General features: G+C 70.8%; 20 protein-coding genes, 1 rRNA gene and 1 riboswitch. Of the genes, 11 read left to right on the top strand and 10 right to left on the bottom strand.

Annotated features, from left to right (window positions below; all coding sequences use genetic code 11):
• Positions 1 to 121: 121 nt before the first annotated feature.
• Positions 122 to 730 (top strand): DNA-3-methyladenine glycosylase, encoded by a 609-nt coding sequence (locus ACQPY0_RS44995; RefSeq protein ID WP_432975280.1) that lies wholly within the window; start codon positions 122 to 124, stop codon positions 728 to 730.
• A 66-nt stretch (positions 731 to 796) separates the two neighbouring features.
• Here ACQPY0_RS44995 and ACQPY0_RS44990 read toward each other — a convergent pair whose 3' ends face one another.
• From ACQPY0_RS44990 to ACQPY0_RS44980, 3 genes are all read right to left on the bottom strand, one after another.
• Positions 797 to 1258, bottom strand: coding sequence for a cupin domain-containing protein (locus ACQPY0_RS44990; protein WP_432975277.1), 462 nt, complete (start codon positions 1256 to 1258; stop codon positions 797 to 799).
• A gap of 3 nt (positions 1259 to 1261) precedes the next feature.
• Positions 1262 to 2392, bottom strand: a complete 1131-nt coding sequence (locus tag ACQPY0_RS44985; protein WP_432975274.1) for an Ig-like domain-containing protein — start codon at positions 2390 to 2392, stop codon at positions 1262 to 1264.
• A 66-nt stretch (positions 2393 to 2458) separates the two neighbouring features.
• Positions 2459 to 3307: a hypothetical protein gene (locus ACQPY0_RS44980; protein WP_432975271.1), complete on the bottom strand. Its 849-nt coding sequence runs from the start codon at positions 3305 to 3307 to the stop codon at positions 2459 to 2461.
• Positions 3308 to 3761: 454 nt separating this feature from the next.
• A riboswitch (cyclic di-AMP (ydaO/yuaA leader) is annotated at positions 3762 to 3911 on the top strand.
• An 11-nt stretch (positions 3912 to 3922) separates the two neighbouring features.
• Here ACQPY0_RS44980 and ACQPY0_RS44975 point away from each other — a divergent pair.
• On the top strand, positions 3923 to 4774 hold the full coding sequence (locus tag ACQPY0_RS44975) for a C39 family peptidase (protein WP_432975268.1): 852 nt from the start codon (positions 3923 to 3925) through the stop codon (positions 4772 to 4774).
• A 6-nt stretch (positions 4775 to 4780) separates the two neighbouring features.
• Here the strand turns inward: ACQPY0_RS44975 and ACQPY0_RS44970 are convergent, their stop codons facing one another.
• Complete coding sequence (locus tag ACQPY0_RS44970) at positions 4781 to 6865, bottom strand: transglycosylase domain-containing protein (protein ID WP_432975265.1); 2085 nt, start codon at positions 6863 to 6865, stop codon at positions 4781 to 4783.
• Between the two features lie 169 nt (positions 6866 to 7034).
• Between ACQPY0_RS44970 and asnB the strand changes: the two genes are divergently transcribed.
• Complete coding sequence (asnB, locus tag ACQPY0_RS44965; protein ID WP_432975262.1) at positions 7035 to 8972, top strand: asparagine synthase (glutamine-hydrolyzing); 1938 nt, start codon at positions 7035 to 7037, stop codon at positions 8970 to 8972.
• Between the two features lie 269 nt (positions 8973 to 9241).
• On the opposite strand, the gene recQ is transcribed toward asnB, so the two are convergent.
• Positions 9242 to 11089 carry a DNA helicase RecQ gene (recQ, locus tag ACQPY0_RS44960; RefSeq protein WP_432975259.1) on the bottom strand — a complete coding sequence of 616 codons (1848 nt, stop codon included), beginning with the start codon at positions 11087 to 11089 and terminating at the stop codon, positions 9242 to 9244.
• A gap of 86 nt (positions 11090 to 11175) precedes the next feature.
• Positions 11176 to 11532, bottom strand: a complete 357-nt coding sequence (locus ACQPY0_RS44955) for a YciI family protein (protein ID WP_432975256.1) — start codon at positions 11530 to 11532, stop codon at positions 11176 to 11178.
• Between the two features lie 142 nt (positions 11533 to 11674).
• On the opposite strand from ACQPY0_RS44955, the gene ACQPY0_RS44950 reads away from it, so the two are divergent.
• Positions 11675 to 12535, top strand: a complete 861-nt coding sequence (locus ACQPY0_RS44950; RefSeq protein WP_432995620.1) for an RNA polymerase subunit sigma-70 — start codon at positions 11675 to 11677, stop codon at positions 12533 to 12535.
• 131 nt (positions 12536 to 12666) lie between these two features.
• A complete protein-coding gene (locus ACQPY0_RS44945; protein WP_432972463.1) occupies positions 12667 to 14052 on the top strand; it encodes an IS1380 family transposase in 1386 nt (461 codons plus the stop codon).
• A 117-nt stretch (positions 14053 to 14169) separates the two neighbouring features.
• Here ACQPY0_RS44945 and ACQPY0_RS44940 read toward each other — a convergent pair whose 3' ends face one another.
• Entirely contained in the window at positions 14170 to 15165 is a 996-nt protein-coding gene (locus ACQPY0_RS44940) for a hypothetical protein (protein ID WP_432975253.1), read from the bottom strand.
• A 51-nt stretch (positions 15166 to 15216) separates the two neighbouring features.
• Between ACQPY0_RS44940 and ACQPY0_RS44935 the strand changes: the two genes are divergently transcribed.
• The 4 genes from ACQPY0_RS44935 to ACQPY0_RS44920 all read left to right on the top strand — a co-directional run bounded on the left by ACQPY0_RS44935 (position 15217) and on the right by ACQPY0_RS44920 (position 17863).
• Positions 15217 to 15630 carry a hypothetical protein gene (locus ACQPY0_RS44935; protein ID WP_432975250.1) on the top strand — a complete coding sequence of 138 codons (414 nt, stop codon included), beginning with the start codon at positions 15217 to 15219 and terminating at the stop codon, positions 15628 to 15630.
• A gap of 80 nt (positions 15631 to 15710) precedes the next feature.
• A complete protein-coding gene (locus tag ACQPY0_RS44930; RefSeq protein WP_432975247.1) occupies positions 15711 to 16328 on the top strand; it encodes a hypothetical protein in 618 nt (205 codons plus the stop codon).
• A gap of 27 nt (positions 16329 to 16355) precedes the next feature.
• Positions 16356 to 17018, top strand: coding sequence for a hypothetical protein (locus ACQPY0_RS44925; RefSeq protein WP_432975244.1), 663 nt, complete (start codon positions 16356 to 16358; stop codon positions 17016 to 17018).
• A complete protein-coding gene (locus ACQPY0_RS44920) occupies positions 17015 to 17863 on the top strand; it encodes an SGNH/GDSL hydrolase family protein (protein WP_432975241.1) in 849 nt (282 codons plus the stop codon). The genes ACQPY0_RS44925 and ACQPY0_RS44920 overlap by 4 nt, the downstream gene beginning before the upstream one ends.
• 98 nt (positions 17864 to 17961) lie before the next feature.
• Here ACQPY0_RS44920 and ACQPY0_RS44915 read toward each other — a convergent pair whose 3' ends face one another.
• The 3 genes from ACQPY0_RS44915 to ACQPY0_RS44905 all read right to left on the bottom strand — a co-directional run bounded on the left by ACQPY0_RS44915 (position 17962) and on the right by ACQPY0_RS44905 (position 21821).
• A complete protein-coding gene (locus tag ACQPY0_RS44915) occupies positions 17962 to 18867 on the bottom strand; it encodes an NADP-dependent oxidoreductase (protein WP_432975238.1) in 906 nt (301 codons plus the stop codon).
• An 84-nt stretch (positions 18868 to 18951) separates the two neighbouring features.
• Positions 18952 to 21510, bottom strand: coding sequence for a hypothetical protein (locus ACQPY0_RS44910; RefSeq protein ID WP_432975235.1), 2559 nt, complete (start codon positions 21508 to 21510; stop codon positions 18952 to 18954).
• A gap of 2 nt (positions 21511 to 21512) precedes the next feature.
• Complete coding sequence (locus ACQPY0_RS44905) at positions 21513 to 21821, bottom strand: antibiotic biosynthesis monooxygenase family protein (RefSeq protein ID WP_432975232.1); 309 nt, start codon at positions 21819 to 21821, stop codon at positions 21513 to 21515.
• Between the two features lie 96 nt (positions 21822 to 21917).
• Here ACQPY0_RS44905 and tyrS point away from each other — a divergent pair, with 96 nt between their 5' ends.
• Together tyrS and ACQPY0_RS44895 are read left to right on the top strand one after the other, a co-directional pair.
• Entirely contained in the window at positions 21918 to 23186 is a 1269-nt protein-coding gene (tyrS, locus tag ACQPY0_RS44900) for a tyrosine--tRNA ligase (RefSeq protein ID WP_432975229.1), read from the top strand.
• A 692-nt stretch (positions 23187 to 23878) separates the two neighbouring features.
• Positions 23879 to 25393 (top strand): 16S ribosomal RNA (locus ACQPY0_RS44895).
• The last annotated feature ends 193 nt before the right edge of the window (positions 25394 to 25586 follow it).

The following is a 25586-nucleotide window of genomic DNA, read 5'->3' as shown; positions in this document are numbered from 1 at the left end:
CGTAGCGATGCTGAGGCTGGCCGGAGATCGCCCTACCGCAGAGCTCGCCGTCTATCGATCAGCGACCCGCCGCGGCAACTCCGGCTGGCGGGAAAGGGGGCTTGTGGCGTTTCCTGGTCCGGTGACGTATCCGTGGCTCAACGCGCCGGCCGCCGACATCCCGAACACTGCCCGATCCCTGCTTGGCTGGCGCGTCACGGGAAACGGGGTCACGATCCGCCTGACCGAGGTCGAGGCATACGCCGGAACCGGCGAGGACCCGGCGTCGCACGCCCATCGCGGCCCGACGCCACGGTCCAGGATCATGTTCGGGCCGCCAGGGCACGCCTACACCTACTTCGTGTTCGGAGTCCACTGGTGTCTGAACATCGTGTGCGCGCCCGAGGGGGAGGCCGCCGCCGTGCTGCTGCGCGCCGGCGAAGTGGTCGAGGGGGTCGATCTGGCCCGCAGCCGGCGCGGCGACGTCGCGGCGCGCGAACTCGCTCGGGGACCGGCGCTCCTGGTCATCTCACTGGGAGTCGGCCGCGACGCGTACGGCACTTCGATGATCGATGGCACCGGGCCACTGATGCTGCGACCACCAGCCGAACCGGTGCCGGACGAAGCGATCTCGGCAGGCCCGCGCGTCGGTGTCGCGAGCGCGCACGACATGCCGTGGCGGTTCTGGCTCACCGGCGACCCGACCGTCAGCACGTACCGCCGGCACGTGCCGCGCCTGCGCCGGGCGTGACCGGCCGCTCCGCGAAATCCGCCGGTGCCGGGCGCGAAACGCCCGGCACAAGCGGATTCGAGCGCGTCACCAGCAGGCTTCGCGGGACGGGACGCGGTCCTCGTCGGGGAAGCGGATGGCGGCGGACTGCGGTGGGCGGGCGTACTCGCTGTCGGTGACCTGGTCGCCCCACTCCGTCTCGGGGCCGTCCGGGTCGGTCTCCTGGGTCGAGACCATCGCCACGAAGGTCGTCGGGCCCGCGCCGTGCCAGTGCCACTCGCCGGCCGCGACGACGATGGTGTCGCCCGCGCGGACCTCGTGCACTGGGCCGCCGCGGCGCTGGACCCGGCCGATGCCGTGCAGGACGTGCAGGACGCGGCCGTACGGGCAGCGGTGCCAGGCCGTGCGGGCAGCGGGATTGAACTGCGCGTGGAACGTGGCCATGTGGGACGGCTCCATGGCCGTCACGTCGCGGCCGATCCACGCCACGCCCGAGTAGCGCTGCTGCGGCGCCGGGCGGCTCGTGCTGGGAGTTCGGATGACCTCCACTGCTCATGCCTCCTTCTGGTAGTCGGGCCAGGACATGTTCCAGGCCGTCCACCCGTCGCCCGGGTCCAGGCCGACCTCGGTGTTGCGGGTGGTGACCGGGTCGCCGACCAGGACGTTCTCGTAGAGCCATCGCGCGTTGTCGGTGGAGACGTTGGTGCAGCCGTGCGAGACGTTGCGCACGCCCTGGTCACCCACCGACCAGGGAGCGGCGTGGATGTACTGGCCGCCCCAGGTGAGTCGCATCGCGTACTGCACCGTGGTCGTGTACTCCGGCGTTTTGAACAACGCCGTCGGCTCGCGGGACATGATGACCGTCGTGCCGCTCGACGACGGGGTCGAGGACTTGCCGAGGCTGACCGGCATCGTGCGGACGAGTTCGTCGCCCGAGTGCACCTGCAGCTGTTTCGTGGCGTTGTCGATGTCGATCGTGAGCTTGCGGCCGATGGTGACGGTCGCGGTGAGGTCCTCGTCCGCGTGCCCGTCGCCGATGGACACGCCGTTGAGGGCCTTGCGAGCGGTGATCTTCGTGCCGGGCTGCCAGTAGTGCTCGGGCCGGTACATCACCTGCTTGCCGCCGAACCAGTGCCACGCGCCGGGCTGCGGCGGATCGCTGGTGACGAACAGCCGCTTCACGACGCCCGCCCTCGACGCCTCCGGCACGTCGGAGCCGAACTCGACGACGATGGGCATGCCGACGCCGTAGGTCCCGCCGTCGGCGAGCATCAGGTCCGAGTTGACGGATTGCCCGGCCGGCTTCGCGACCGTGGTGAAGGTCGTCTCACGGGTGACGGGTTTCTTGTCGGCGCCGACGGCGGTCACCTTGGCGGTGTAGGCGGTGTTGTACTTGAGCGCCGCCGCCGGGACCCACGACGAGCCGTCCGGTCGCAGGGCTCCCGCGACCGGCTGCCCGCCCGATTCGGCGAGCGAGATGGCGGTGACGTTGCCGTCGGTCACGGTGGTACCGATCTCGGCGCTGATGGGGACCGTCTTGTCGCCCGCCGCCGGGGTGATCTGCACCGCCGCCGGTTTCGGCGGCGGTGCGGTCGTCCGGGCGCCGGTGCGCGGGGAGTCGTGACACGCCGACAGCGCGCCCGCGAGCGCGAGCAGCGCGACCGATGTTCGTAATGTGCGCATACGGGCATCGTCGGCCGCGGCCGGGCGAGGCCGTGGCGACTCTTGGGTGAACCCGCGTAGGAGCCCTTACATCGTGGCGTCGGCGATCTGGTTGGCGAGGCCCTCCCACTTGGCATACGCGTACGGGAACGCCGAGCGCTGCACCATCTGCGCCGCGACGGTCACCGCGTAGTCGCCCCAGCCGGGGATGCTCAGCAGCGCCGCGTAGAACCGGCGCGCGGACTCGTGCGGGTCCATGAGCTGCTTGACGGATCCCCAGTTCGGCCGCTGCTGGAACAGCCCGACCGAATCGTAGTCGTACCCGACCCCCTCGTTGGGGTGGTTCAGCGAGTCCGGCAGGTTCGCGTTCGCCAGGTTCCGCAGGTGGCTCTCCTGCAGTGCGGTGGCGAGCGCGACGACGGCGGCGCGCTTGGGCAGCCGCTCCCGCACGGCCACGTCGACGATCGCGATCGCGTTGTTCATCTCGGCCCGGGACAACCCGCCGACTGGATCGGCCCGCCGTGCGGCCGCCGGCGCCGGCACCGCCGTCGTCGCCGCCGGGGTTGGGGCGCTCTGCGCGCGTTCCCGGCCGCGGGAAGCCGCCCCGGGTGCGGACCGGCCGGCGCCGGGCTCGGCCGTGGCCGTGGCTGCGGCCTCGGCGGCCACGACCCCGGCGGGCCGCGCGCCGGTGCTCAGCGACGCGGAGACGCCGAAGGTGGCCAGCGCGAAGGCCGTCACCAGCGCGGCGCCGCGCAGCAGCGGCGGCGCGGCGGCTCCGCCGATGCCATCCCGGATCAGCGGCGGCCTCAGGACGCCCGGCAGGTTGCGCTGGAGGCTGAGCGGGACTGTGCGTGAGAGGGCGCGCTGGATGGAGCGTGGGAGGGCGCGCTGGCGGAACTGGTGCGCCCGCGAATGACGAGGTCCGCTGTTCGGCATCCGGCGACAGTAGGGCCGGGGTTAAACACGGGTGATTTTGGGCATGAGAATAGGCCCTCCGGCGCCCTGCGGGCGGGCGGCCCGGCGGCTCTCACCTCGGACACGTGCGAGTTGGCGGCTTTCGTCCGGAATGTGCGCCGCCCGGCGGCTCGCATCTGGGATTCGCACCAATTGCCGAAATTCGTCCGAAATGCGGGCGGGGTCGGCGGCCCCCGTCCGGGATGCGCACGCCTCGCCGAGCCGGTGGCGGCGACCGCGCACCGTGCCCGGGTCATCACGGAGAGCGTGCGAACGGCGAGGCGAACGGCGACGTCCAGGCGGGGTGCTTCCCGGCGGCTGAGGGCTGGGCGAGCCGCCCGCTGGCCGTTTCACCCAGGGGGTGAAACAGGCCCTGACCGGCACGTTTAGCTTCGTCGAAGCCGCCCGGACCGTGGTCGTCCAAAGGGATGACGCCGCGGCGGTACCGCTGAGTCGTGCGTGCGTACGAGCCGGGGACCCAAGTACCGCCGGGGTGAATCCGCGGGGCCGAACCTAGGCCCCGCGGTAGGACGAACTTCCCGTCCGAACCCGTCAGCTAACCCGGTAGGCGGCTTCGGAAGGAGGCGAGGTACGCCCATGTACCTCTACAGATCCCGCCACCTGCGCCGCATGGGCGCTCCTGGGCAGCGGCGCGTGCGCGTCGCCCTGGCCTCGGCCGCCGTCGCGGCCGCCGCCGGGATCGGCATCGCCGCGCTGCAGGAGTCCCCGCCGCCGGTCAACGCGCAGACGGTCGCCGCGGAGGCGACCGGCCTGGTCAGCGAGTCCTCGGGCCCCGTCAAACGCCAGGATCAGGCCGCGCAGGGCAACCGGCAGGCCCCGGGCCAGGTCACGCAGGGCAAGCAGGCCCAGGCCACGCCGGGGGCGAAGGCGACCCAGACCCAGAGCCAGGCGGCCCCGAGCGCGAGCCCGGCGACGCCGGCGGAGAAGGACCTGACGTACCAGTTCGCGTGGCAGGAGAACTACTACTTCTGCGGCCCCGCGGCGACCCGCATCGCGCTCACCGCGCGCGGGCTCACCCCCTCGCAGTCACAGGTCGCGCAGAGCCTCGGCACGACCGTCAACGGCACGAACTCGTCGCAGGACACGGCGCGGGCGCTCAACCAGATCACCGGCACCAGCTTCTACTCGGCGCACTTCATCGCCGGTCAGACCGCGACCGACGCCGACGTCGCCGCGCTCAAGCAGGCCGTCCTGCACGCGATCACCCAGGGATACGCCGTCGTGGCGAACATCGCCGGGTCCACTGTGGACGACTCCGGGCACTCGCACTCGTACTCGGGCGGGCACTACCTCACGATCGTCGGGTATCGCGACAACGGCGACACCGTGAAGATCGCGGACCCGGCCGACGCGATGGGTGTCGGCTCGTACACGCTGAGCACGAAGAAGATGGCGGACTGGATCGCACAGCGCGGGTACGCCGCGTAACCGTAGTTACGTCGAGCCGAGCGCGCGCGCCCGGCTCGGGGCCGGGAAGCCCTGCGCGGATTGACCGCGCAGGGCCGCGACCATCGTCTGCGCGACCGCCTGGTTGACCGAGGAGGACACGCCGCCGCCGACATAGTCGTTGGGGTTGTCGGCGTTGGCCGCGATCCCGGCGGCGGCCACCTGCGGGGTGAACCCGACGAACGTCTCCGTCGCGTTGTTCTCCGAGCTGCCCGTCTTGCCCGCGACCGGCCGCCCGCCGAGGATGCCCGACACCGCCTCCGCGGTGCCGCCGTCGCACTTGCCGTAGGCCGAGCCGCGCCCGACGGGGCAGCGGGCGGCGTCGGTCGCGGCGGCCGCCACGTCCGGGTCGACCACCTGCCGGCACTGGGGGTTGGCGGCGTTCACCGGGCGGCCGTCGGGGCCGGTGACGGACAGCACGGGCAGCGGCTCGCAGTACAGGCCGCCGGCGGCCACGGCCGCGTAGGCGTTGGCGAGGTCCAGCGGCGTGGTCGAGGAGGTGCCGAGGGTGAACGAGCCCCACTCGTCCTTCGTCGCCAGCCCCGCGTCGTGCTCGTCGCGGAACTTGATGCCGAGCTGCTGCGCCATGTCGATCACCCGCCGGAGGCCGACCTGCTCCTCCAGCCACACGAAGTACGTGTTCACGGACCGGCCGAACCCGGTCCACATCGTGCGCACGCCGTCCATCCAGCTCGGGGTGTCGTTGGCGGGGCACCATCGCCCGCCGCAGCTGGCGCCGGCGCTGCCCGGCCAGATGGTCGGGAGCCGGGCCGGCGCGTTGAACGACGTGTTGAGGGGCCGGCCGGAGTCGAGGGCGGCGAGCATCGTGAACATCTTGAACGTCGAGCCGGCCTGGTAGCCGGCGACGTCGGCGCCGCCCGCGACGAGCTGGTTGACGGTGTTGGGGTACTGCGGGTGCTCCGGCGGGTTGGCCTCCAGGCTGAAGTGGCGGTTGACGGCGAGCGCCTGGACCCGGCCGGTGCCCGGCGTGACGACGGCGATCGGCAGCGAGCGGGCGCGGTCGTAGCCGTACACCCCCAGCGACTGCGACAGGGCCGCCGCCTGCACGCCGGGGTCGAGCGAGGTGACGATGGTGTACCCGCCGGTGCGCAGCCGCTCGTCGCGCTCGGTCGGCGTGGTGCCGAACTCCGGGCGGCTGTTCCACCACTGGCGGAAGTAGTCGCAGAAGAAGCCCCAGTCGTTGTGCTCCGGTGCGACCGACGCGCAGTCGTTGGGCAGCCGGGTTTGCGTCAGCCGCAGCTCCTCGTGCTGGGCCGCGGTCGCCGCCTCGGCGGTGATGACGTGCATCTTCGCCATGGCGTCGAGGGTGTACGCGCGCCGCTGCAGCGCCGTCGCGCGGTCGCCGGTGATCGGGTTGTCGACGTCCGGCGACTGCAGCAGCCCGGCCAGCAGCGCCGCCTCGGGCAGCGTGAGGTCGGCCGGGGCCTTGCCGAAGTACGTCTGCGCCGCCGACGCGATGCCGTACGCGCCCGCGCCGAAGTAGGCGATGTTGAGGTACCGCTCCAGGATCTGCTGCTTGGTGAGCTGCTTCTCGATCGCCCGCGCGTAGCGCATCTCCCGCAGCTTGCGGTCGGGGGTGTCGGCCAGCGCGTCGAGGTGCTGCTGCGGCGTCAGGTCGGGGTCGTTCTTCATGACGTTGCGCACGTACTGCATGGTCAGCGTCGATGCGCCCTGCTGCGCCCGGCCGCGGCTGTTGGACACGAACGCGCGCAGCACCCCGCGTGTGTCGACGCCGTGATGATGGTAGAAACGCGTGTCCTCGGCGGCGACGACGGCCTGCCGCAGCACGTTGGCCACCTGGTCGAGCGGGACGTCGTGGCGGTTCTCGTCGTAGAACGTGGTGATGAGGGTCTTGCCGTCGTTGGCGTACACGTACGACGTCTGGGCCGGCAGCGGCGTCGCCAGCTGCGTCGGCAGGCTCGTCCACATGTCGCCGCCGGCCTTGGCCGCCCCGCCGCCGGCGATCGCCAGCGGCAGCGCGGCGGCGGCGAGCACCAGCCCGCCGAGCACCCCGCACAACAGCAGGCGCAGAATCTTGCGGACTCGGGGCATGTGTACTCCCAGGCACGGGCGGAAGGCTGGCGGGCGCCCCGCTACCCGACCCGCCTGCGGCTAACCTCCGGTGCCCCGGGATCACCCCGGTCTCCGGCACGGGCGAACGCCGGGATGGCCGCCCGGTAACCGAACCGCGCCCCGCCCCGAGGCTTGTTGGCTGGAGGTCATGTGCGGCTTCTTGATGTACACCGGCAACGACATCATCTCCGCGGACGTCCTCGGCGCCATGGAGCGCCGGCTCGCCCTCATCGAGCACCGCGGCCCTGACGACACCGTCCTTGCGCGGATCGGCCCGGGCACCGCCGCCGGCTTCGCCCGCCTCGCGATCATCGACCGGCAGGGCAGCCGCCAGCCGCTGCGGTATCCGCCGACCGGCCCCGACGCGGGCCGCTGGACCCTGGTGTTCAACGGCGAGATCTACAACTTCGAGGCCCTGCGCACCGAGCTGGTCCGCGAGCACAACGCCGTGTTCGCCACCGGCGGCGACTCCGAGGTGCTCGCCGCCGCGTTCCACCACTGGGGCGAGGCCGCGCTGGACCGGCTGCGCGGCATGTTCGCGTTCGCGCTGTGGGACGAGGTGACGGAGACGATCTACGCGGCGCGCGACCCGTTCGGCATCAAGCCGCTGTACTACGTGGTGACCCGCGACGGCGTGTGGCTGTGCAGCGAGAAGGCGCCGCTGCTGGACTGCGCCGGGCCGGAGCTCGACCCCACGGCGCTGTCGCTGTACCTCACGATGCAGTACGTCCCCGAGCCGTACACCCTCCACCGCGACGTCGCCCGCCTGCCGCCCGGCGCCCTGCTGGTGAAGGAGCTCGGCCGTGCCCCGATGATCCGCCGCTACGCCCGCCCGGCCTTCCGCCCCGACCCGGCGGCGCAGGAGACGGCGGTCGTGGAGGAGCTGCGCGCCGCCCTGCGCGACAGCGTCGGCGCCCACATGCGCGCGGACGTCCCGGTCGGCGCGTTCCTGTCCAGCGGCATCGACTCGACCGCGGTCGTGGCCCTGGCCGCCGAGCACCACCCGAGCCTGCGGGTCTTCACCGCCGGCTTCGAGGGTGCGCCGGGCGCCGGCTCGGAGCTGGAGATCGCCCAGCGCTCCGCCGCCCACCTGGGCGTCGAGCTGACCCCGTCGATCGTGCGCCCCGAGGACGTGATGGAGGCGCTGCCGCGCATCGTGTGGCACCTGGGCGACCCGGTCGCCGACCCGTCGATCGTGCCGCTGTACTTCCTGGCCCGCACCGCCGCCCAGCACGTGACGGTGGTCCTGTCGGGCGAGGGCGCCGACGAGCTGGCCGGTGGCTACACGATCTACCGCGAGCCGCGCTCCCTCGCCCCGGTCGCCCGCCTCGGCGCCCCGCTGCAGCGCGCCCTGCGCGCCGTGGCCCGCGCGATGCCGGAGGGCCTGCGCGGCAAGAGCTACCTGCAGCGGGCGACGACCCCGATGCGGCAGCGGTACTTCGGCAACGCCCGCGTCCTGTCCGACCTCGACAAGGCGCGGCTCCTGCGGGGCGCCCCGGCGGTCGGCCACGCGCACGTCACCGCCGCCCTCTACGCCGAGGCGGCCGCGGCCGAGCTGGACCCGGTGGCGACGATGCAGCACATCGACGTCAACACCTGGCTGCCCGGCGACATCCTGACCAAGGCCGACCGCATGTCGATGGCCCACTCCCTGGAGCTGCGCGTGCCGTTCCTGGACCGCGCGGTCTTCGAGGTCCTGTCCCGCGTCCCGGCCCACCTGAAGGTCCCGCCCCGCACCCGCACCACGAAGTACGCCCTGCGCCGCGCCATGGCGGGCATCGTCCCCGACTTCATCACCGACCGGCCGAAACTGGGCTTCCCGACCCCGGCACGCGCCTGGCTGCGCGGCGACCTGACCGAGTGGGCCCACCACATCCTGTCGACGTCCGGCGCCAAGACGCTGCTGGACCTGGAGTACGGCCACGAGCTGCTGAAGGCCCACGCGAATGGCGAGGCCGACCACGCCCGCAAGCTGTGGATCCTGCTGACCTTCTGCCTCTGGCACGGCATCTTCGTCGAGGGCTCGATTCCGGTGGCGGTCCCCGGTGCCGCCCGCGGAGGATTCACCGAGGCGTCCACCGGATGAGGGCAGCGGCATGGACCCGGACGGGTCGTTGCCCTGGCTGCCTGGCACGAGGCCCGGACGGGTCGTTGCCCTGGTTGCCTGGCACGAGGCCCCGACGGTCCGCTGCCCTGATCGCCCGGCATGAGGCGAGGACGGCCAGGGGAACTCGCGGCCCTCGACCCAGTCCGGGCCGACGGCGAACAGCGTGCGGCTGCCGTCGACGAGCAGCGGGCCCTCGTCGGACATCGCAACGGAGCGGTGGACGACCGCCCCCTCACCGCCGTCTGCTGTCATTCGTCGAGCTCGGCCAGCGCGTCCAGGATCTGCTGGCCGAACTTGGCCAGCTTGTTTTCGCCGACCCCGCTGATGTGCGACAGCTCGGCCAGTGTCCGGGGGCGATCCGCGGCGATCTGGCGCAGCGTCGCGTCGTGGAAGATGACGTAGGCCGGGACCGACTGCTCCTTCGCCGTCGCCGCCCGCCACGCGCGCAGGTGCTCGAAGACCGGCGCCGCGGCCGCCGGCATGTCCGCCGCCGCCTCGCGGGCCCGCGCGGTCTTCGCCACCTTGGCCGCCGAGATCGTGCGCTCGGGCTCGCGGCGGAGCATGACCTGGCGGCGGCGGCCCAGCACCTCGGCACTGGCGTCGGTCAGCACCAGGGTGCCGTAGTCGCCCTCGACCGACAGCAGCCGCTGGGCCAGCAGCTGGCGGATCACGGCGCGCCACTCCTGCTCGCGCAGGTCGGCGCCGACGCCGAAGACCGACAGCTCGTCGTGGTGCCACTGCACGACCTTGTCGGTCTTCTTGCCGAGCAGGATGTCGATGCACTGGCCGGCGCCGAACTTCTGGTTGCGCTCGCGCTCCAGGCGGTAGACGGTCGACAGGAGTTTCTGGGCGGCGATCGTGCCGTCCCAGGACTGCGGCGGGGCCAGGCACGTGTCGCAGTTGTCGCAGGGCTCGTCCAGCTTCTGGCCAAAATATGCCAGCAGCTGCCGGCGGCGGCACTCGACCGTCTCGCACAGGGCGAGCATCGCGTCGAGGTGCTGGGAGAGGTTGCGGCGATGGGCCAGGTCGCCCTCGGAGGTGTCGATCATCTTGCGCTGCTGGACGACGTCCTGCAGGCCATAGGCGAGCCAGGCGACCGACGGCTCGCCGTCGCGGCCGGCCCGGCCCGTCTCCTGGTAGTAGCCCTCGATCGACTTGGGCAGGTCGAAATGGGCGACGAAGCGGACGTCGGGTTTGTCGATGCCCATGCCGAAGGCGATCGTGGCGACCATGACCAGGCCGTCCTCGCGCAGGAAGCGGTCCTGGTGCTCGGTGCGGGTCCGGGCGTCGAGGCCGGCGTGGTAGGGCAGGGCGGCGACGCCGTTGTCCTTGAGGAACTCGGCGATCTTCTCGACCGAATTGCGGGACAGGCAGTAGACGATCCCGGCCTCGCCGCGGTGCTCGCCGCGCAGGAACTCCAGCAGCTGGCGGCGCGGGTCCTGCTTGGCGACGATGCGGTATTGAATGTTGGGCCGGTCGAAGCTCGACACGAAGTGGCGGGCCTCGGTGAGGCCGAGCCGGGTCCCGATCTCGGCGTGGGTCGCGGTCGTCGCGGTCGCCGTCAGCGCGATGCGCGGCACGTCGGGCCAGCGCTCGTGCAGCATCGACAGGTTGAGGTAGTCGGGGCGGAAGTCGTGGCCCCACTGCGACACGCAGTGCGCCTCGTCGATGGCGAACAGGGCGATCCGGCCGCGCTCCAGCAGCCGCATGGTGCCGGGGGAGGCCAGCGCCTCGGGGGCGAGGTAGAGCAGGTCCAGCTCGCCGCCGGCGAACTGGGCCTCGATCGTGCGGCGCAGGTCGTAGTCGAGCGTGGAGTTGATGAAGCCGGCCTTGACGCCCAGCTCGCGCAGGGTGTCGACCTGGTTCTGCATGAGGGCGATGAGCGGCGAGATCACCACCGCGGTGCCGGGGCGCACGATCGCCGGGATCTGGTAGCACAGCGATTTGCCGCCGCCGGTGGGCATGAGCACGAGCGCGTCGCCGCCGCCGATCACGTGCTCGATGATGTCCCGCTGGCTGCCGCGGAACTCGTCGTAGCCGAACACCCTGCGTAACACGTCGAGCGCATCGGACCCGACGGCTGTGCTGGTCTGCATGGCGGTGATTCTACGGAGTACCCCCGACAAAATCATGATGGCCGATCCGTGTGGTGACGGACCGGCCATCATCGCGTCACGCAGCGTCAGGCTTCCTGTGTGTACTCGATCGGCCGCACCTCGATCGCGTTCCATTTCGCGTCCGGGATCATCGCGGCGAGCTCGCAGGCGCGCTCCTTCGAGGCGCACTCGACCAGGTAGAAGCCGGCGAGGAACTCCTTGGCCTCGACGTACGGCCCGTCGGTCACCGTCTGCGCCCCGGCCCGCACCCGTACGACCGCGCTCTCCTCCGGCCGGCCGAGCGCGTCGGTGCGGATCATCTCCCCGGACTCGGTGATGGTCTTGATGAACCGCTCGTGCCCGGTCATCACCTCGTCGATGTCGGCCTGGGTCAGCGTCGACCACACGTCGGGGTTCATGTGGATCAGCAGCAGGTACTTCATCGCGGAATGTCCCTTCCAAGTAGGCGTCACTGATGGTCGGAGCCGTCCGGCCCATCTCTACACGAGCCGGTAGCGTTGTGCCGTGGACTTCCGCGAGCTGTTCGATCGGCACCGGCGGGAGCTGCACGTGCACTGCTACCGGATGCTGGCCTCGTTCACCGACGCCGACGACGCCGTGCAGGAGACGTTCCTGCGCGCCTGGCGCCACCGCGACGACTTCGAGCCCGGCACCAACGTGCGCGCCTGGCTGTATCGCATCGCCACCAACGCCTGCCTCGACGCGATCCGGCACGCGAAGCGCCGGCCCCCGTCGGCCGGCGCCGAGGTGTCCTGGCTGCAGCCCTACCCCGACCGGCTCCTCGACGAGATCGCCCCGCCCGACGAGCAGCCCGACGCGGTCGTCGTCGCCCGGGAGACGATCGAACTGGCCTACCTCACGGCGATCCAGCTGCTGCCGGCCCGCCAGCGCGCGGTGCTGCTGCTGCGCGACGTGCTGGACTGGTCGGCGGCGGAGACGGCGCAGGCGCTGGAGCTGACCGTAGCGGCGGCGAACAGCGCCCTGCAGCGCGCCCGCGCGACGCTGAAGTCGGCGCCGGAGCGCGACTCGATGCCCGCCGCCCCGACCGGGCCGGAGCGGGAACTGCTGGAGCGGCTCATCGCCGCGCACGAGCGCGCCGACGTCGGCGCCGCGGTCGCGCTGCTGCGCGAGGACGTGCGGGTGACCATGCCGCCGCTGCCGATGCGGTACGACGGCCTGGCGGAGTTCCTGCCGCTGCTGCACCGGGCGTTCGACGCGCCGGTGATGGGCGTATGGCGGCTGGTGCCGACCAGCGCCAACCGGCTCCCGGCGGCCGCGAGCTACCTGCGCGAGCCCGGCGGCACCGAGTTCCGCGCGTTCAAGCTCGACGTGATCCGTATGGAGGGCGGCCGGGTCGCCGAGTTCACCACGTTCGACGCGAGGCTGTTCCCGCACTTCGGCCTGCCGGACGTGCTCCGGGCTTAGCCTCGATCCGTGGACCGGATTGCTCCGCCGTGACCAGAACCGGTGTGGAGATGTGACGAGAGTGCCCTGCCAGCTGGGATGATCGGGTTTGTCTAGGACCCTGACCGGACCAGCGTGGAAGGACACTCTCGGTGCAAGCATCTCATGCCTGGCGCGGTGACAGCGCGGTGTTCGATGAGGGCAACCTCGTGTCGCACGCGGGCCTGGTGCCGCTGCTGGAACTGGCCGAGCAGACGGGACTGTCACAGCTGCTGGACGAGCACGTGCGGTTCGTCGACGAGCGGGTCAAGTCCGGGGCGGCCAACGCGACACCGAAGCTGACCTCGATCGTCGCTGGGATGGCCGCCGGCGCGGACAGCATCGACGACCTCGACGTCATCCGCGCCGGTGGGACGGGCAAGCTGTTCAGCGGCGTCTACGCCGCTGCGACGCTGGGGATTCTGCTGCGGGAGTTCACCCACGGCCACACCCGGCAACTGTCAGCGGTCCTGCGCCGGCACCTGCTCGCCCTCGCCGCGCGCACCCCGCTGCTGGCCGGCATCGACGAACGCGTGTTCATCGACATCGACTCGCTGCTGCGCCCGGTCTACGGCCACGCCAAGCACGGTGCGTCGTTCGGCCACACGAAGATCGCGGGCAAAACCGTGCTGCGCCGGGGCCTGTCCCCGCTCGCCGTCACCATCAGCACCCCGAACGCGGCGCCGGTCCTGGCCGCGGTCCGGCTACGAGCCGGACGCGCCGGCTCCGGCAGGGGCGCGGCGAGCATGGTCACCGAAGCCCTCAACACCGCCGTATCAGCCGGCGCGGACCCGGCGAACATCCTGGTCCGCGGCGACTCCGCATACTGCTCCGGCAAGAACGTCACCGCGGTCGTCAAAGCGGGAGCACAGTTCTCGTTCACGATCACCCGCAACCCCGCCGTTGACGCCGCCATCGCCACCATTCCCGATGAGCAGTACACACCCGTGCGCTACCCCGGCGCGGTCATCGACCCGGACACCGGGCAGCTGATCTCCGACGCCCAGGTCGCCGAAGTCCCGTACACCGCGTTCACCGGCACCCGCCACGAAACCACCGGCCGGCTCGTCGTGCGCCGCGTGCTCGACGCCAACACCCAGGACCCGCTGTTCCCGGTCTGGCGCTACCACCCGTTCTTCACCAACACCACCACACCGGTCACCGACGCCGACCTCACCCACCGCCAGCACGCCATCTGCGAAACCGTCTGGTCCGACCTCATCGACGGCCCCTGGGCCCACCAACCCTCCGGCTCCTTCCCCGCCAACGCCGCCTGGACCATCCTCGCCGCGATCTGCCACAACCTGCTCCGCGCCGCCAGCACGCTCACCGGCACCACCCGCTACACCAAAGCCCGAGGCGCCACCCTACGCACCCACCTGATCACCATCCCAGCCCGGCTCGCCCGCCCCCAACACCGCCCCACACTGCACCTACCCGCACACTGGCCCCGCGCCGCAGCCTGGCTCACCCTCTGGAACGCCGTCTTCGCCACCTGAGACAGACCACCCCCTGCCGCACGCACCACCACGCAACACCCCACCCGCAACCAACCCGACGGGCAGGAAACGATCTCATCCAAACACCCACGCAAGCGCCGATCCACGGATCGAGGCTTAGAGCCTGGTTGAGGCCGGCAGCGGCAGCGCCCTGGTGATGTTGGTGAGGTTGGCCGCGGCCGTGGCGAACCGCGAGCCGTCCGGGTGTACCGAGAGGACGGCGACGATGAACCGGTCGTCCTCCCCGACGGTCCCGGTGGTGTGCAGGACCTCACCCGTCATGTCCGGGCTGTTGGGCTCCGCGGCGGGCACGAACGCCAGGTGCTGGGCCGCGGGAAGGTCGGCGCCGGCGACGCACGGGGTCGCCGGGTTGTCGCCGAAGCCGGACCAGCCCTGCTTGGCGGCGCGGGGCTGCTGGAACACGCTGGGGATGCCGAACGACTGGTCGTAGTGGTCGGTGCCGCACTTCGTGGTCGCGTGCAGGTTGCCCATGATGAACTCGCGCACCGGCTGCGGCGCCTTGTCGAGGATGTACTGGTAGATGCGGACCAGGTCGCCAGCGCTGACGGCGGTGTATCCCCAGTAGCCCGGCTGGCTCGCCGGCGGCGGCGCGGTGTCGGTGAGCCCGAGGCGCTGCACCATCCGGCTGACGATCTGGCGCTGGCCGTCGGCCTTCCAAAACCCGGTCGCGGCCGCGTCGTCGCTGCTGCGCAGCATCACCTGGAGCTTCGGCTGCTCGGCCGCCGGCACCGAGTACGACGGGCCCTTGTTCCAGAAGTAGTCCAGCGCGATGAGCAGCTTGACCAGCGACGCCGACCGGAAGCGCCAGGACGGCTTCTGCTGCAGCACGTAGGAGCGGGCCTCGCGGTCGTAGATCACGATGCCGGCGGTGACGCCGGCGGGCACGGGTACGGCCGCCGCCGAGGTCGCCGCCGCGGCGGGTGACGGGACCGCGCTGGGCGAGTCCGACGCGGCCGGGGAGGTGGCCGACGGCGAAGCCGTCGAGGCGAACTGCGGCGTCGCCGCCGGGCCCTCCTTGCCGCCGCAGCCGGTCAGGACCAGGGCGGCGGTCACGAACGCCAGGAGCAGGCGGACGGGACGCACGGTCGGCATGGCCCCCATCCTGTCAGGCCCCGGCGGTCCTGCCCACGTAGCCTTGAGGGGGTGCGATGGCGTCGCGGCGAGGCCGGGGCGCAGCGGTGGTCGGCCCGGGTGCCGCTGCACCGGGCCGCGCTCATCTGGGAGTTCGGCGCCGGTTTCGCGCTGCTGTTCGGCGGGGGTATGCCGGTAAGTATCACGGCCGGCGACGACGGGCTGACGCTTCGCCCGCGCTGGCCGGCCGCCCCGCGTCACCCCTGCGTGACGGTGCTGTGGAGTGACATCGCCGGGGTCCGGGCCGTGCCGGCCGGGCGCTTGACCGACCACGGGCGGGTCGCGCTGCGGCCGCTGACCGCCGTGGTCCTGGATCTACCAGGCGATACGGGCGGGCCGCTGACGGTCACCACGCACCAGGCCGCCGGGTTGGTCGAGGCGGTGGCGGCACGCAACATAGCGCAGGAGCGCGATCACCGAGGGTGAAACGGTGCACGGGTGATGGACGAGGCACGGTACGAGGCTGGGTTGCGCCGGTTTCTTCCGGTTCCGTACGGTGGTCTTCCATGGCGGAGTTGATCGAGGTCGGTGCCTGGTACGAGGCCCGGCCGATCACGGTTGACCAGGGTGTCGACCGATACGAGGCGCTGCGGCGCGGCGACAGTGAATGGGCGGTCGTCGATCCCGGCGTGGAGCGGTTCGATCGCGAGGTACGGGCGGGCGTCGATTCCGCACTGTGGGTCGAGCCGGTCGTCGGCGAGGGCACCCACGTGCTGCTGGTGCTGCACCGCGACGCGCCCGCCGAGACCCTGCACTTCATCCACAAGCTGGCCGACGAGTGCGAACTGCTGTGCTTCCAGCGGCCCGGTCGCCATCAGCCCGCGGCACTGTGGCAGCCGCGCCGGCTGCTGCGGGTGCCGGTGCCGCGGATGACCACCGAGGACGGTTCACTCTCGCACCACCCGACCGGCGACGACATCCGCGACTTCATCCGCCGGCTCGACGGGGACAACACCACCGCCGAGCTGTGGCGCGAGGACGGCGCCTCGATCCGGGTCGCGTTCGTACCCACGCAGCGGCGCTGGCGGGTCTCGACCACGGTGGGGGAGGAGCGCTCGGAGTCCGAGCAGGACGACCTGGCCGGCGTGGCCGAGCGGTTCGAGGCCTTCGCCGCCGCGACCTGACGCTCCACGATCCCCGCGGCAATCTGCTTGGGGCTGCACGTTCTGGCGACGCTGTACGAGCGCCCGATGCACCCGATCCAGTGGGGTTCGCTCCATACCGTGGTCGCCAACCTCACCAAGCACGGCTTCGTCGAGGCGGGGGCGGCGACCCGGGAAGGTCGCCGCCTCGAGCGCACCGTCTACCGGCTCACCGGCGCCGGCCGCGACGAGATCATCGACTGGCCGCGGGGAGCTCGTCGGCGACTACTGCGCTCATGGCCCGGGACGGGGCCGGCGAGTCCCCCGTGTGGACCGTCAGGTGTGCGCGGACACCCGCGGCGACCGTGGTGGGTGATACCGGCGGACGTCGGCGTGTCGCGCCGGGTGGCGGCGAACGTGTCGGTGATGCGGCGGACGCCGGCGCAGTACGGTGGGGCGATGCGCGAGCCGCTGCCGCCGGACCCGTTCGACCCGGCCTGCCCGTCCTCGGTGACCCCGTTCCAGATCGGCGACAAGTGGACGGGCACGGTCCTGACCTGCCTGCGCGACGGGATGATCACGCGGACGGCGTACGGCGAGATTCCGCCCCGCGTCGAGCACGCCATCGGCCGGACCCTTTTCCCGGCGATGGACGCCTGCCGAGCCTGGGCCGAGCGGCACCTGCCGGTGCTCGAGTCGGCCCGCGCCGCCTACGCGCTGCGCACACCATGAGCGCCGACCTGTCCCGGACCACCACCACCGGCCCGGCCCCGGCCGCCCGGACGTATCGCCGCTACGTCGCCATCGGAGACAGCACCACCGAGGGCATGGACGACCCGGACGGCGCCGGCGGCTACCGGGGCTGGGCCGACCGCTTCGCCGAACACGTGGCCCGAGCCCAGTCCGGCCCTCGGCCCGCCGACGTCGCCGTCCTCGAGTACGCGAACCTCGCCATCCGCGGCCGCACCACCGCCCGCATCCGCGCGGAGCAACTGCAGCCCGCCCTGGCCCTGGAGCCCGACCTGGCCACGGTCGTCGCGGGCATGAACGACATCCTGCGGGGCCGGTTCGACGTCTCCGCCGTGGCCGCCGACATCTTCGCGATGCAGGGCGCCCTGGTCTCCGCCGGCGCCACGGTGCTCACCTTCACCCTCCCTGACCCGGCGCCGGTGATGCCGATCGTGCGCCCGCTGCGTGGCCGGGTCCTCGCCCTGAACGACGCGATCCGCAAGGTCACCGCGGACAGCGGCGCCACCCTGCTCGACCTCGGCGCGTATCCGGTGGCCTCCGACCCCCGCCTCTGGAGCGACGACCGCCTGCACGCCAACAGCGCCGGCCACGAACGCATCGGCGCCGCCCTCGCGTACGCCCTGGGCCTCCCCGGCTTCGACGACTCCTGGGGCGCCGAGCTACCGCCCCCGGTGCGCCGCCCCCGCCACCGGACGATCGCGGCCGAGCTGGCATGGTTCCGCCGCCACCTGCTGCCGTGGGCGGGGCGCCACCTGCTGGGCCGCTCATCGGGCGACAACCGCGTCTGCAAACGCGCCACCCCGACCCCGGTCGTAGCCAACCCCTGACCCTTGCTCGCAGCCCCTTGCTCGCAGCCCCTTGCTCGCAGCCCCTTGCTCGCAGCCCCTTGCTCGCAGCCCCTTGCTCGCAGCCCCTTGCTCGCAGGTCAGAGGGCCAGGACGATCTTGCCGCGCACGTGGCCGGACTCGCTCAGGTCGTGTGCCGCGGCGGCCTCCTCCAGCGGGAACGCGCGTTCGACCGGCATGGCGAAGCGGCCCTCCGAGTAGAGGGCGGCGACCTCGCGCATGGTTGCCCAGGCGCGGCCCTGCGAGCCGTCCGTGACACGGGCGCCGTGCTTCGGGGCGTCGAAGTCGGTGATGCTCACCACGTCGGCCGGGGTCGGGGTCAGGGTGACGAGCTCGGCGACAGCGCCGCGGCCCGCGGTGTCCAGGGCCACGTCGATGCCGGACGGGGCCAGAGCACGGACGCGGTCGGCGAGGCCAGCGCCGTAGGTGACCGGGGTGACGCCCAGGCCGCGCAGGAAGTCGTGGTTGCGCTCGCTGGCCGTGCCGATCACCGCGGCGCCCCGGGCGACCGCGAGCTGGACGGCGGCGATGCCGACGCCCCCGGAGGCGCCGTTGACGAGCAGGGTCTGGCCCTTTTCGAGACCGAGCAGGCCGAACGCGCGGCCGGCGGTCTCCACGACATTGGGCAGGCCGGCGGCCTCGGCCATCGACATGGCGGCCGGCTTCGCCGTCCATTCGTGCAGCACGGCGTGCTCGGCGGCCGACCCGCCCACGGCAACCCCGAACACCTCGTCGCCGATCGCGACCCCCTCGACGCCCTCACCGATCGCGTCCACGACCCCGGCCGCGTCCGAGTGCGGCACCATCGGCAGCCGGCTGGGCGTCGTGTCGCCGAACGCCCCGCTGCGTACCTTCCAGTCGAACGGGTTGACGCCCACGGCCCGAACCGCGATGCGGATCCGCCCCGCGCCCGGCTGCGGCTCGGGCAGCTCCACGATGCGCAGAACGCTGGACGGCCCATACTCGGAATACTGCAACGCCTTCACGATCGGCTCCGGATCTGTCGGATGTGCGGACGGAAACCGGGCCTGGCCCGGTTCGGCGGATGGATGGAACAGGCGCCGGGCCCGTCAGGTGTTGAGCGGGCGACGGGCGACCAGCAGGACGTGGGTGTCGGGCCAGTCGAGCGGGGTGCCGTCCACTGTGGAGAGTTGGGCGTAGGGGCGGATGCGGTTGTCGACGATCCAGTCGTTGCGCCAGGAGTGGGAGGCGCCGTCCACCTCGAAGCCGATGTCGGTCAGCAGGGCCTTCCAGTCGGCGAACTCCAGGCCGCAGAACTGCTCGTGGGCCTCCGAGAGCCAGTTGTCCGGGTAGTCCTTGTGCGTGAGAAACTCCATGGCATCGCCAAGGGCGATCTCGACGGCGCCGGGGTCGGCTGAGTCCTCGAGATCCTTGTACGGCAGCGGAAAGTGGAAGTCGGCCGCGAACCGGTCGAGCCGGGCGCGAGTGGACAGGCCCTCGACGAGCGCCGCGATCTCGTCCCGCGACAGCCCGTCCAGCGACGGCGCCAGAGAGCCGCCCAGTGCCGTGGCGCCAGAGGCGGCGCAGTTCGGGACGGTGCCGCTCGGAGCGGTTCCGCCGAGCATGGTTCCAATAGACATTGTTTCGCCCGGAACCGCGCCGCTTGACGCCGCTCCGCTGGGAGCTTTGCCGCTTGACGTCGCACTGCTGGGAGCTTTGCCGCTTGGCGTTGTATCGCTGGGAGCTGTGCCGCTTGAAGTTGGGCCGCTGGGGGCCGTATCGCCTGGTGCTGTGCCGCTCGAAGCTGTGACGCTCGGTGCTGTGCCGTTTAGCGTCGCGCCGCTCCGATTCGTGCCGCTGGGAGCTGCGCCGCTTGAAGCTCTGTCATTTGGTGCTGAGCCGTTCTGGGCTGTGCCGCTCGAAGCTGCGGCGCTTCGAGGTGCGCGGCTTGGAACTGTGCCGCTCGGAGTCGTGCCGGTCTCGGGTGTGGCGTCCGGGGATGAGCCGGCGAGTGGCGGGGTGTTGAGCGCCGGGCCGGTGGGCGACTGGAGCGGGGTGCCCTGCAGCGTGAGGCGGACCTGGCAGGCACGATTGTCCGGGCCGCACACGTCGGAGTTGATCCAGACGCCGCCGGGGACGGTGTGGTCGTAGATGGCCTGGGCGAAGGCGCGCAGCGAGGCCATGCCGTCGCCGTAGGACCAGATCTCGTGGGTGAGGGCGAACGTCAGCGTGGTGTCGATCGAGCGGGTCGGGAAGACAGCGCCGCCGAGGACGTTGCGGCAGTAGAAGTACACATTGGGGTTGGCGAACCAGCCCTGGGCCTTGCGGTGCACGCACTCCTCGTAGAGGTGGCGGGCGACCTCGACGCCGATCAGGTCGCTCTCGCGCAGCGCGGGCTCGCGGTCGGCGAGGCCGAGCACGGCGCCGGCGCCGCAGCCGACGTCGACGATCCGGCCGGGCCGGACGTGGCGCTTGACGAGGTCCCACTTGCGCTGGGCGCTCGCCTCGAACGCCTCCGCGTAGGTGCGGTAGTCGCGGGTTGTGGTCAGGCCGCCCTCCTCGCCGACCACCGGGTCGTTGACCACGAGCGTGACCTGCTCGTCGAGGCGATAGCGGTCGTACACATCCAGCGTCGCCGGGTGCGCCAGCTCCCGCCAGGCCGGGTCGCCGGCTGCCAGCCGCAGCAGCACGTCCCACGGCCGCTCCGGCGCCGCACCCGCACCCGCACCCGGCGAGCGGTCGGCGGCAGCATGGGCTTGGCGTCCGGAACCGGCGCTCGGTGTGGTGGCCGGCGAGAGGGCCGCGGCCGGCTCGGTGTCGTGGCCCGGGCCCGCGGTCGCCGCGCCGGCCGATGCGGAACCCGCACTCGGCCCGATGGCCGGTGGCAGGGGGTCGGGGTCCGCTGCGGGAACTGGATCGGCCAGCGGGAAGTCAGCGACGGGCATAGGGGCGGCTGGCGGCTGGCCAGCTGCGGGAACGGAAGCGGCCGGTGGGGGGTCAGCTGCTGGGACGGGAGCGGCCGGTGGGAGGTTAGCCGGGGGAATGGGGGCGGCTGGGCCGGCCTGGGGCGAATCGAAGGCGGCCGGGGCGCGGCTGGGCGCCGTCGTCGGTGTGGCGGCTGCGGGAGCGGCGGCGAGGGAGGAGTGGGTGGCGTCGGTCGGCCCGCTGTCTCGGGCCTCGCTCGTCGGCGCCGCGGCGCGGAGGCTGCGGCTGTGGGCGGGGTCGGCCTCGACGGGGGCTATCTCGAAGCCCAGGGCCGAGTAGAGCGCGGCGACCTCGGGGGTCGAGCAGGCCACGACGGTGTCCTGCGGGGTGAGGCGGTGGCCCAGGACCGACTCGACGCTCTTCAGGGTCACCTCGGCGAAGCGGTCGGTGTGCGCCGTGTCGAAGACCGGGACCACCAGGGAGCGCAGGCCCTCCTGGACGCTGAAGCGCTCGATGGCGGCCTCGCGGCGGTCATACGCCACCGGGTTGCGCTTGGTGTTCTGATGGTTGGCGCTGGTGACGGCCCAGACGATCGTGGCGCCGGGATTCGACGACGCACACGTAGTACGAAATTCGGGGCTTTGCTCTTGTGCTTCTTCGTCCTTGACCAGACCGCGCAGATAGACCGCCTGGAAGCGGGTCAGCAGGTGATGACGGCCGGGGAAGAGGACGAAGCGCGCCATCGTCAGGCTCGCGGGTCCGCTTGCTGGACGACCTCGAACTCCAGCAGGCTCGCGCCGGAGGCCACCGGGCGGCCGTGCTCACCGGCGTGGGCCTGGCGGGCGGGGCCCTTCGCCCAGGCCTGGAAGTGCTCCTCGGACTCCCACTTCGTGTAGACGAAGTAACGCGTCTCGCCGGCGACCGGGCGTAGCAGCTCGAAGCCCAGGAAGCCCGGCTGGCCCTCCACCGCGCCCTGCCGTGCACCGAAGCGACGCTCCAGTTCGGGGCCAGCGCCCTCGGGGACTTCGATCGCGTTGATCTTCACAACTGCCATGCCCCAACCCTAGCCGCCGGGTACGACAAAACCTCACCACCTGCTCGGACGTAATGCGGTGGGAGGTCGGCGAGGGCGAGTGGGACAATCGCGGCCATGACCGATGTGCTCGAAGATCTGCAGTGGCGCGGCCTGATCGCGCTCTCGACCGACCTCGACGAGCTCCGCAAGGAGATGGCGAAGGGGCCGATCACCTACTACTGCGGCTTCGACCCCACGGCGCCGAGCCTGCACATCGGCCACCTGTTCCAGGTCCTCACGGTGCGCCGCCTGCAGCTGGCCGGCCACCGGCCGCTCGCCCTCGTCGGCGGCGCGACCGGACTGATCGGCGACCCGCGCCCCTCCTCGGAGCGGCAGCTGCACTCGCGCGACCAGGTCGCGGAGTGGGTCGACAAGCTGCGCGGGCAGATCGAGCCGTTCCTGGACTTCACCGGCAGCAACGCGGCCCGGATGGTCAACAACTACGACTGGACCGCGTCGATGTCGGCGATCGACTTTCTGCGTGAGATCGGCAAACACTTCCGGGTCAACAAGATGCTCACCAAGGACGCGGTGAGCGCGCGGCTCAACTCCGATGCCGGGATCAGCTACACCGAGTTCAGTTACCAGATCCTTCAGGGGATGGACTTCCTGGAGTTGTACCGCAGGTACGACTGCAAGCTGCAGACCGGCGGCAGCGACCAGTGGGGCAACCTGACGGCCGGCACCGACCTGATCCATCGCGTGGAGGGGGTGTCCGTACACCTCCTGGCGACGCCGCTGCTGGTGAACTCCGCCGGGGAGAAACTCGGCAAGTCCACCGGCGGCGGAAGCCTGTGGATGGACGCGGAGATGACGAGTCCGTACGCGCTGTACCAGTACTTCGTGAACCTCGAGGACGCGTTGGTCGGTGGGCTGCTGCGCAAGCTCACGTTCCTCGAACGCGAGGAGATCGAGGCGATCGAGAAGGAGACCGCCGAGCGGCCCGCGGCGCGGATCGGGCAGCGGCGCCTCGCGGAGGAGATGTCGAAGCTCGTACACGGGCCCGAGGAGACCGCCCAGGTGATCGCCGCCAGCCAGGCGCTGTTCGGCCGGGGTTCACTGGGCGAACTGTCGGGGTCGACGCTGCGGGCGGCGCTCAGCGAGGCCGGCCTGGTCCAGGCGTCCGCGGGCTCGACCGTCGCCGACCTGTTCATCGCGGCCGGGCTGGTGTCGAGCCGCAATGAGGCGCGCCGGACGGTGGCGGAGGGCGGCGCGTACGTGAACAACGAGCGGGTGTCCGACGCCGAGGAGGTCGTGCCGGCCGAGCGGGCCCTCGCGGGCGGTCTTCTGGTGCTGCGGAAGGGAAAGCGCACGTTCGCGGGCGTCGAGCTCGCCGGCGCGTGAGGCTCGATTTGACTCCCGCGCCGGGCGCCGCGTAGCTTTTGTCCTCGCTACGGCGCCCGGCGCGCCCGAGCTCAACCCGGTCTCGGCCGGGGGCCACCAAAGAGAGTGATCGATTTGGTGGAGATCGGAACCCCGGGTAATGTAGATGACCGGCAGGGAAACGGACGAGATAGCGGAGCGCAAGTCGCGCCGCGGCGGTCGGCCTGTCGATCCCAAACGATCACGAAGCCGGGTGACCGGTTAGTGATCATGCCCAGAAAGCGCACGACGGCCATGATTTGGACGCCGGGCGCGGAGCGGGTAAAGTAGACAGTCGGCAGGGAAAACGGACGAAGGAAGCGGATCGGAAACGAGCCGCTGCGGACGTCCTGCCGATAGCTTACGACATTCGGCCGGGTAACCGGAAGAGTGTCATGCGTTCGCAAAACTGGACAAAGTACGGCAAGCCGGACTTGACCGAGTAAAGCGGACCTGCTAGACTAGAACGGTACGAAACGCCCCGGGCGGGCTGAACCGGAAACGGTGAGGTTCGGCGGTGTGTGTTGGTTGTTTGAGAACTCAACAGGGTGCTTGTTAAGCCAGTGCCAATTGAAATTTACCCCGTGGCACGGGCTCCGTGAGGAGTTGCGTGTCTAGGATTCCTTTGGTGACAACATGTTTGTTGCCGGGTGATTGATTCACCAGCATAGGTTTTGTTGGAGAGTTTGATCCTGGCTCAGGACGAACGCTGGCGGCGTGCTTAACACATGCAAGTCGAGCGGAAAGGCCCTTCGGGGTACTCGAGCGGCGAACGGGTGAGTAACACGTGAGTAACCTGCCCTAGGCTTTGGGATAACCCTCGGAAACGGGGGCTAATACCGAATATTCATATCTGGCGGCATCGTTGGGTGTGGAAAGTTTTTCGGCTTGGGATGGGCTCGCGGCCTATCAGCTTGTTGGTGGGGTGATGGCCTACCAAGGCGACGACGGGTAGCCGGCCTGAGAGGGCGACCGGCCACACTGGGACTGAGACACGGCCCAGACTCCTACGGGAGGCAGCAGTGGGGAATATTGCACAATGGGCGGAAGCCTGATGCAGCGACGCCGCGTGAGGGATGAAGGCCTTCGGGTTGTAAACCTCTTTCGACAGGGACGAAGCGCAAGTGACGGTACCTGGAGAAGAAGCGCCGGCCAACTACGTGCCAGCAGCCGCGGTAAGACGTAGGGCGCGAGCGTTGTCCGGATTTATTGGGCGTAAAGAGCTCGTAGGCGGCTTGTTGCGTCAGCTGTGAAAACCCGCAGCTCAACTGTGGGCTTGCAGCTGATACGGGCAGGCTTGAGTTCGGTAGGGGAGACTGGAATTCCTGGTGTAGCGGTGAAATGCGCAGATATCAGGAGGAACACCGGTGGCGAAGGCGGGTCTCTGGGCCGATACTGACGCTGAGGAGCGAAAGCGTGGGGAGCGAACAGGATTAGATACCCTGGTAGTCCACGCTGTAAACGTTGGGCGCTAGGTGTGGGGGGCCTCTCCGGTTCTCTGTGCCGCAGCTAACGCATTAAGCGCCCCGCCTGGGGAGTACGGCCGCAAGGCTAAAACTCAAAGGAATTGACGGGGGCCCGCACAAGCGGCGGAGCATGCGGATTAATTCGATGCAACGCGAAGAACCTTACCTGGGTTTGACATGTTCGGTAATCCGGCAGAGATGTCGGGTCCTTCGGGGCCGTTCACAGGTGGTGCATGGCTGTCGTCAGCTCGTGTCGTGAGATGTTGGGTTAAGTCCCGCAACGAGCGCAACCCTTGTTCGATGTTGCCAGCGGTTCGGCCGGGGACTCATCGAAGACTGCCGGGGTCAACTCGGAGGAAGGTGGGGATGACGTCAAGTCATCATGCCCCTTATGTCCAGGGCTTCACGCATGCTACAATGGCCGGTACAAAGGGCTGCGATACCGTGAGGTGGAGCGAATCCCAAAAAGCCGGTCTCAGTTCGGATCGGGGTCTGCAACTCGACCCCGTGAAGTCGGAGTCGCTAGTAATCGCAGATCAGCAACGCTGCGGTGAATACGTTCCCGGGCCTTGTACACACCGCCCGTCACGTCACGAAAGTCGGCAACACCCGAAGCCGGTGGCCCAACCCTTGTGGAGGGAGCCGTCGAAGGTGGGGCTGGCGATTGGGACGAAGTCGTAACAAGGTAGCCGTACCGGAAGGTGCGGCTGGATCACCTCCTTTCTAAGGAGCACCTTCAGCCGAAAGGCTGTAAGGAGCCCGCACCAGCCGAGTGTGCTGGTGGGGTGCTCGATGGCGGAGACACTGGCGAAGGTCCTGCGGACAACGGTCCCGGAATCTAGTACTGCCGCGGAAGTGGCGTGGAACGGTTTGGGATGCGGTTCGTGGCGATCGTATAGGCACCCTGTTGGGTCCT

The organism is Dactylosporangium sp. CA-233914, assembly GCF_050942935.1.
Classification (GTDB): domain Bacteria; phylum Actinomycetota; class Actinomycetes; order Mycobacteriales; family Micromonosporaceae; genus Dactylosporangium.
The sequence above is the reverse complement of the archived record's forward strand: the minus strand, read 5'-3'. Positions and strand labels throughout refer to the sequence as shown.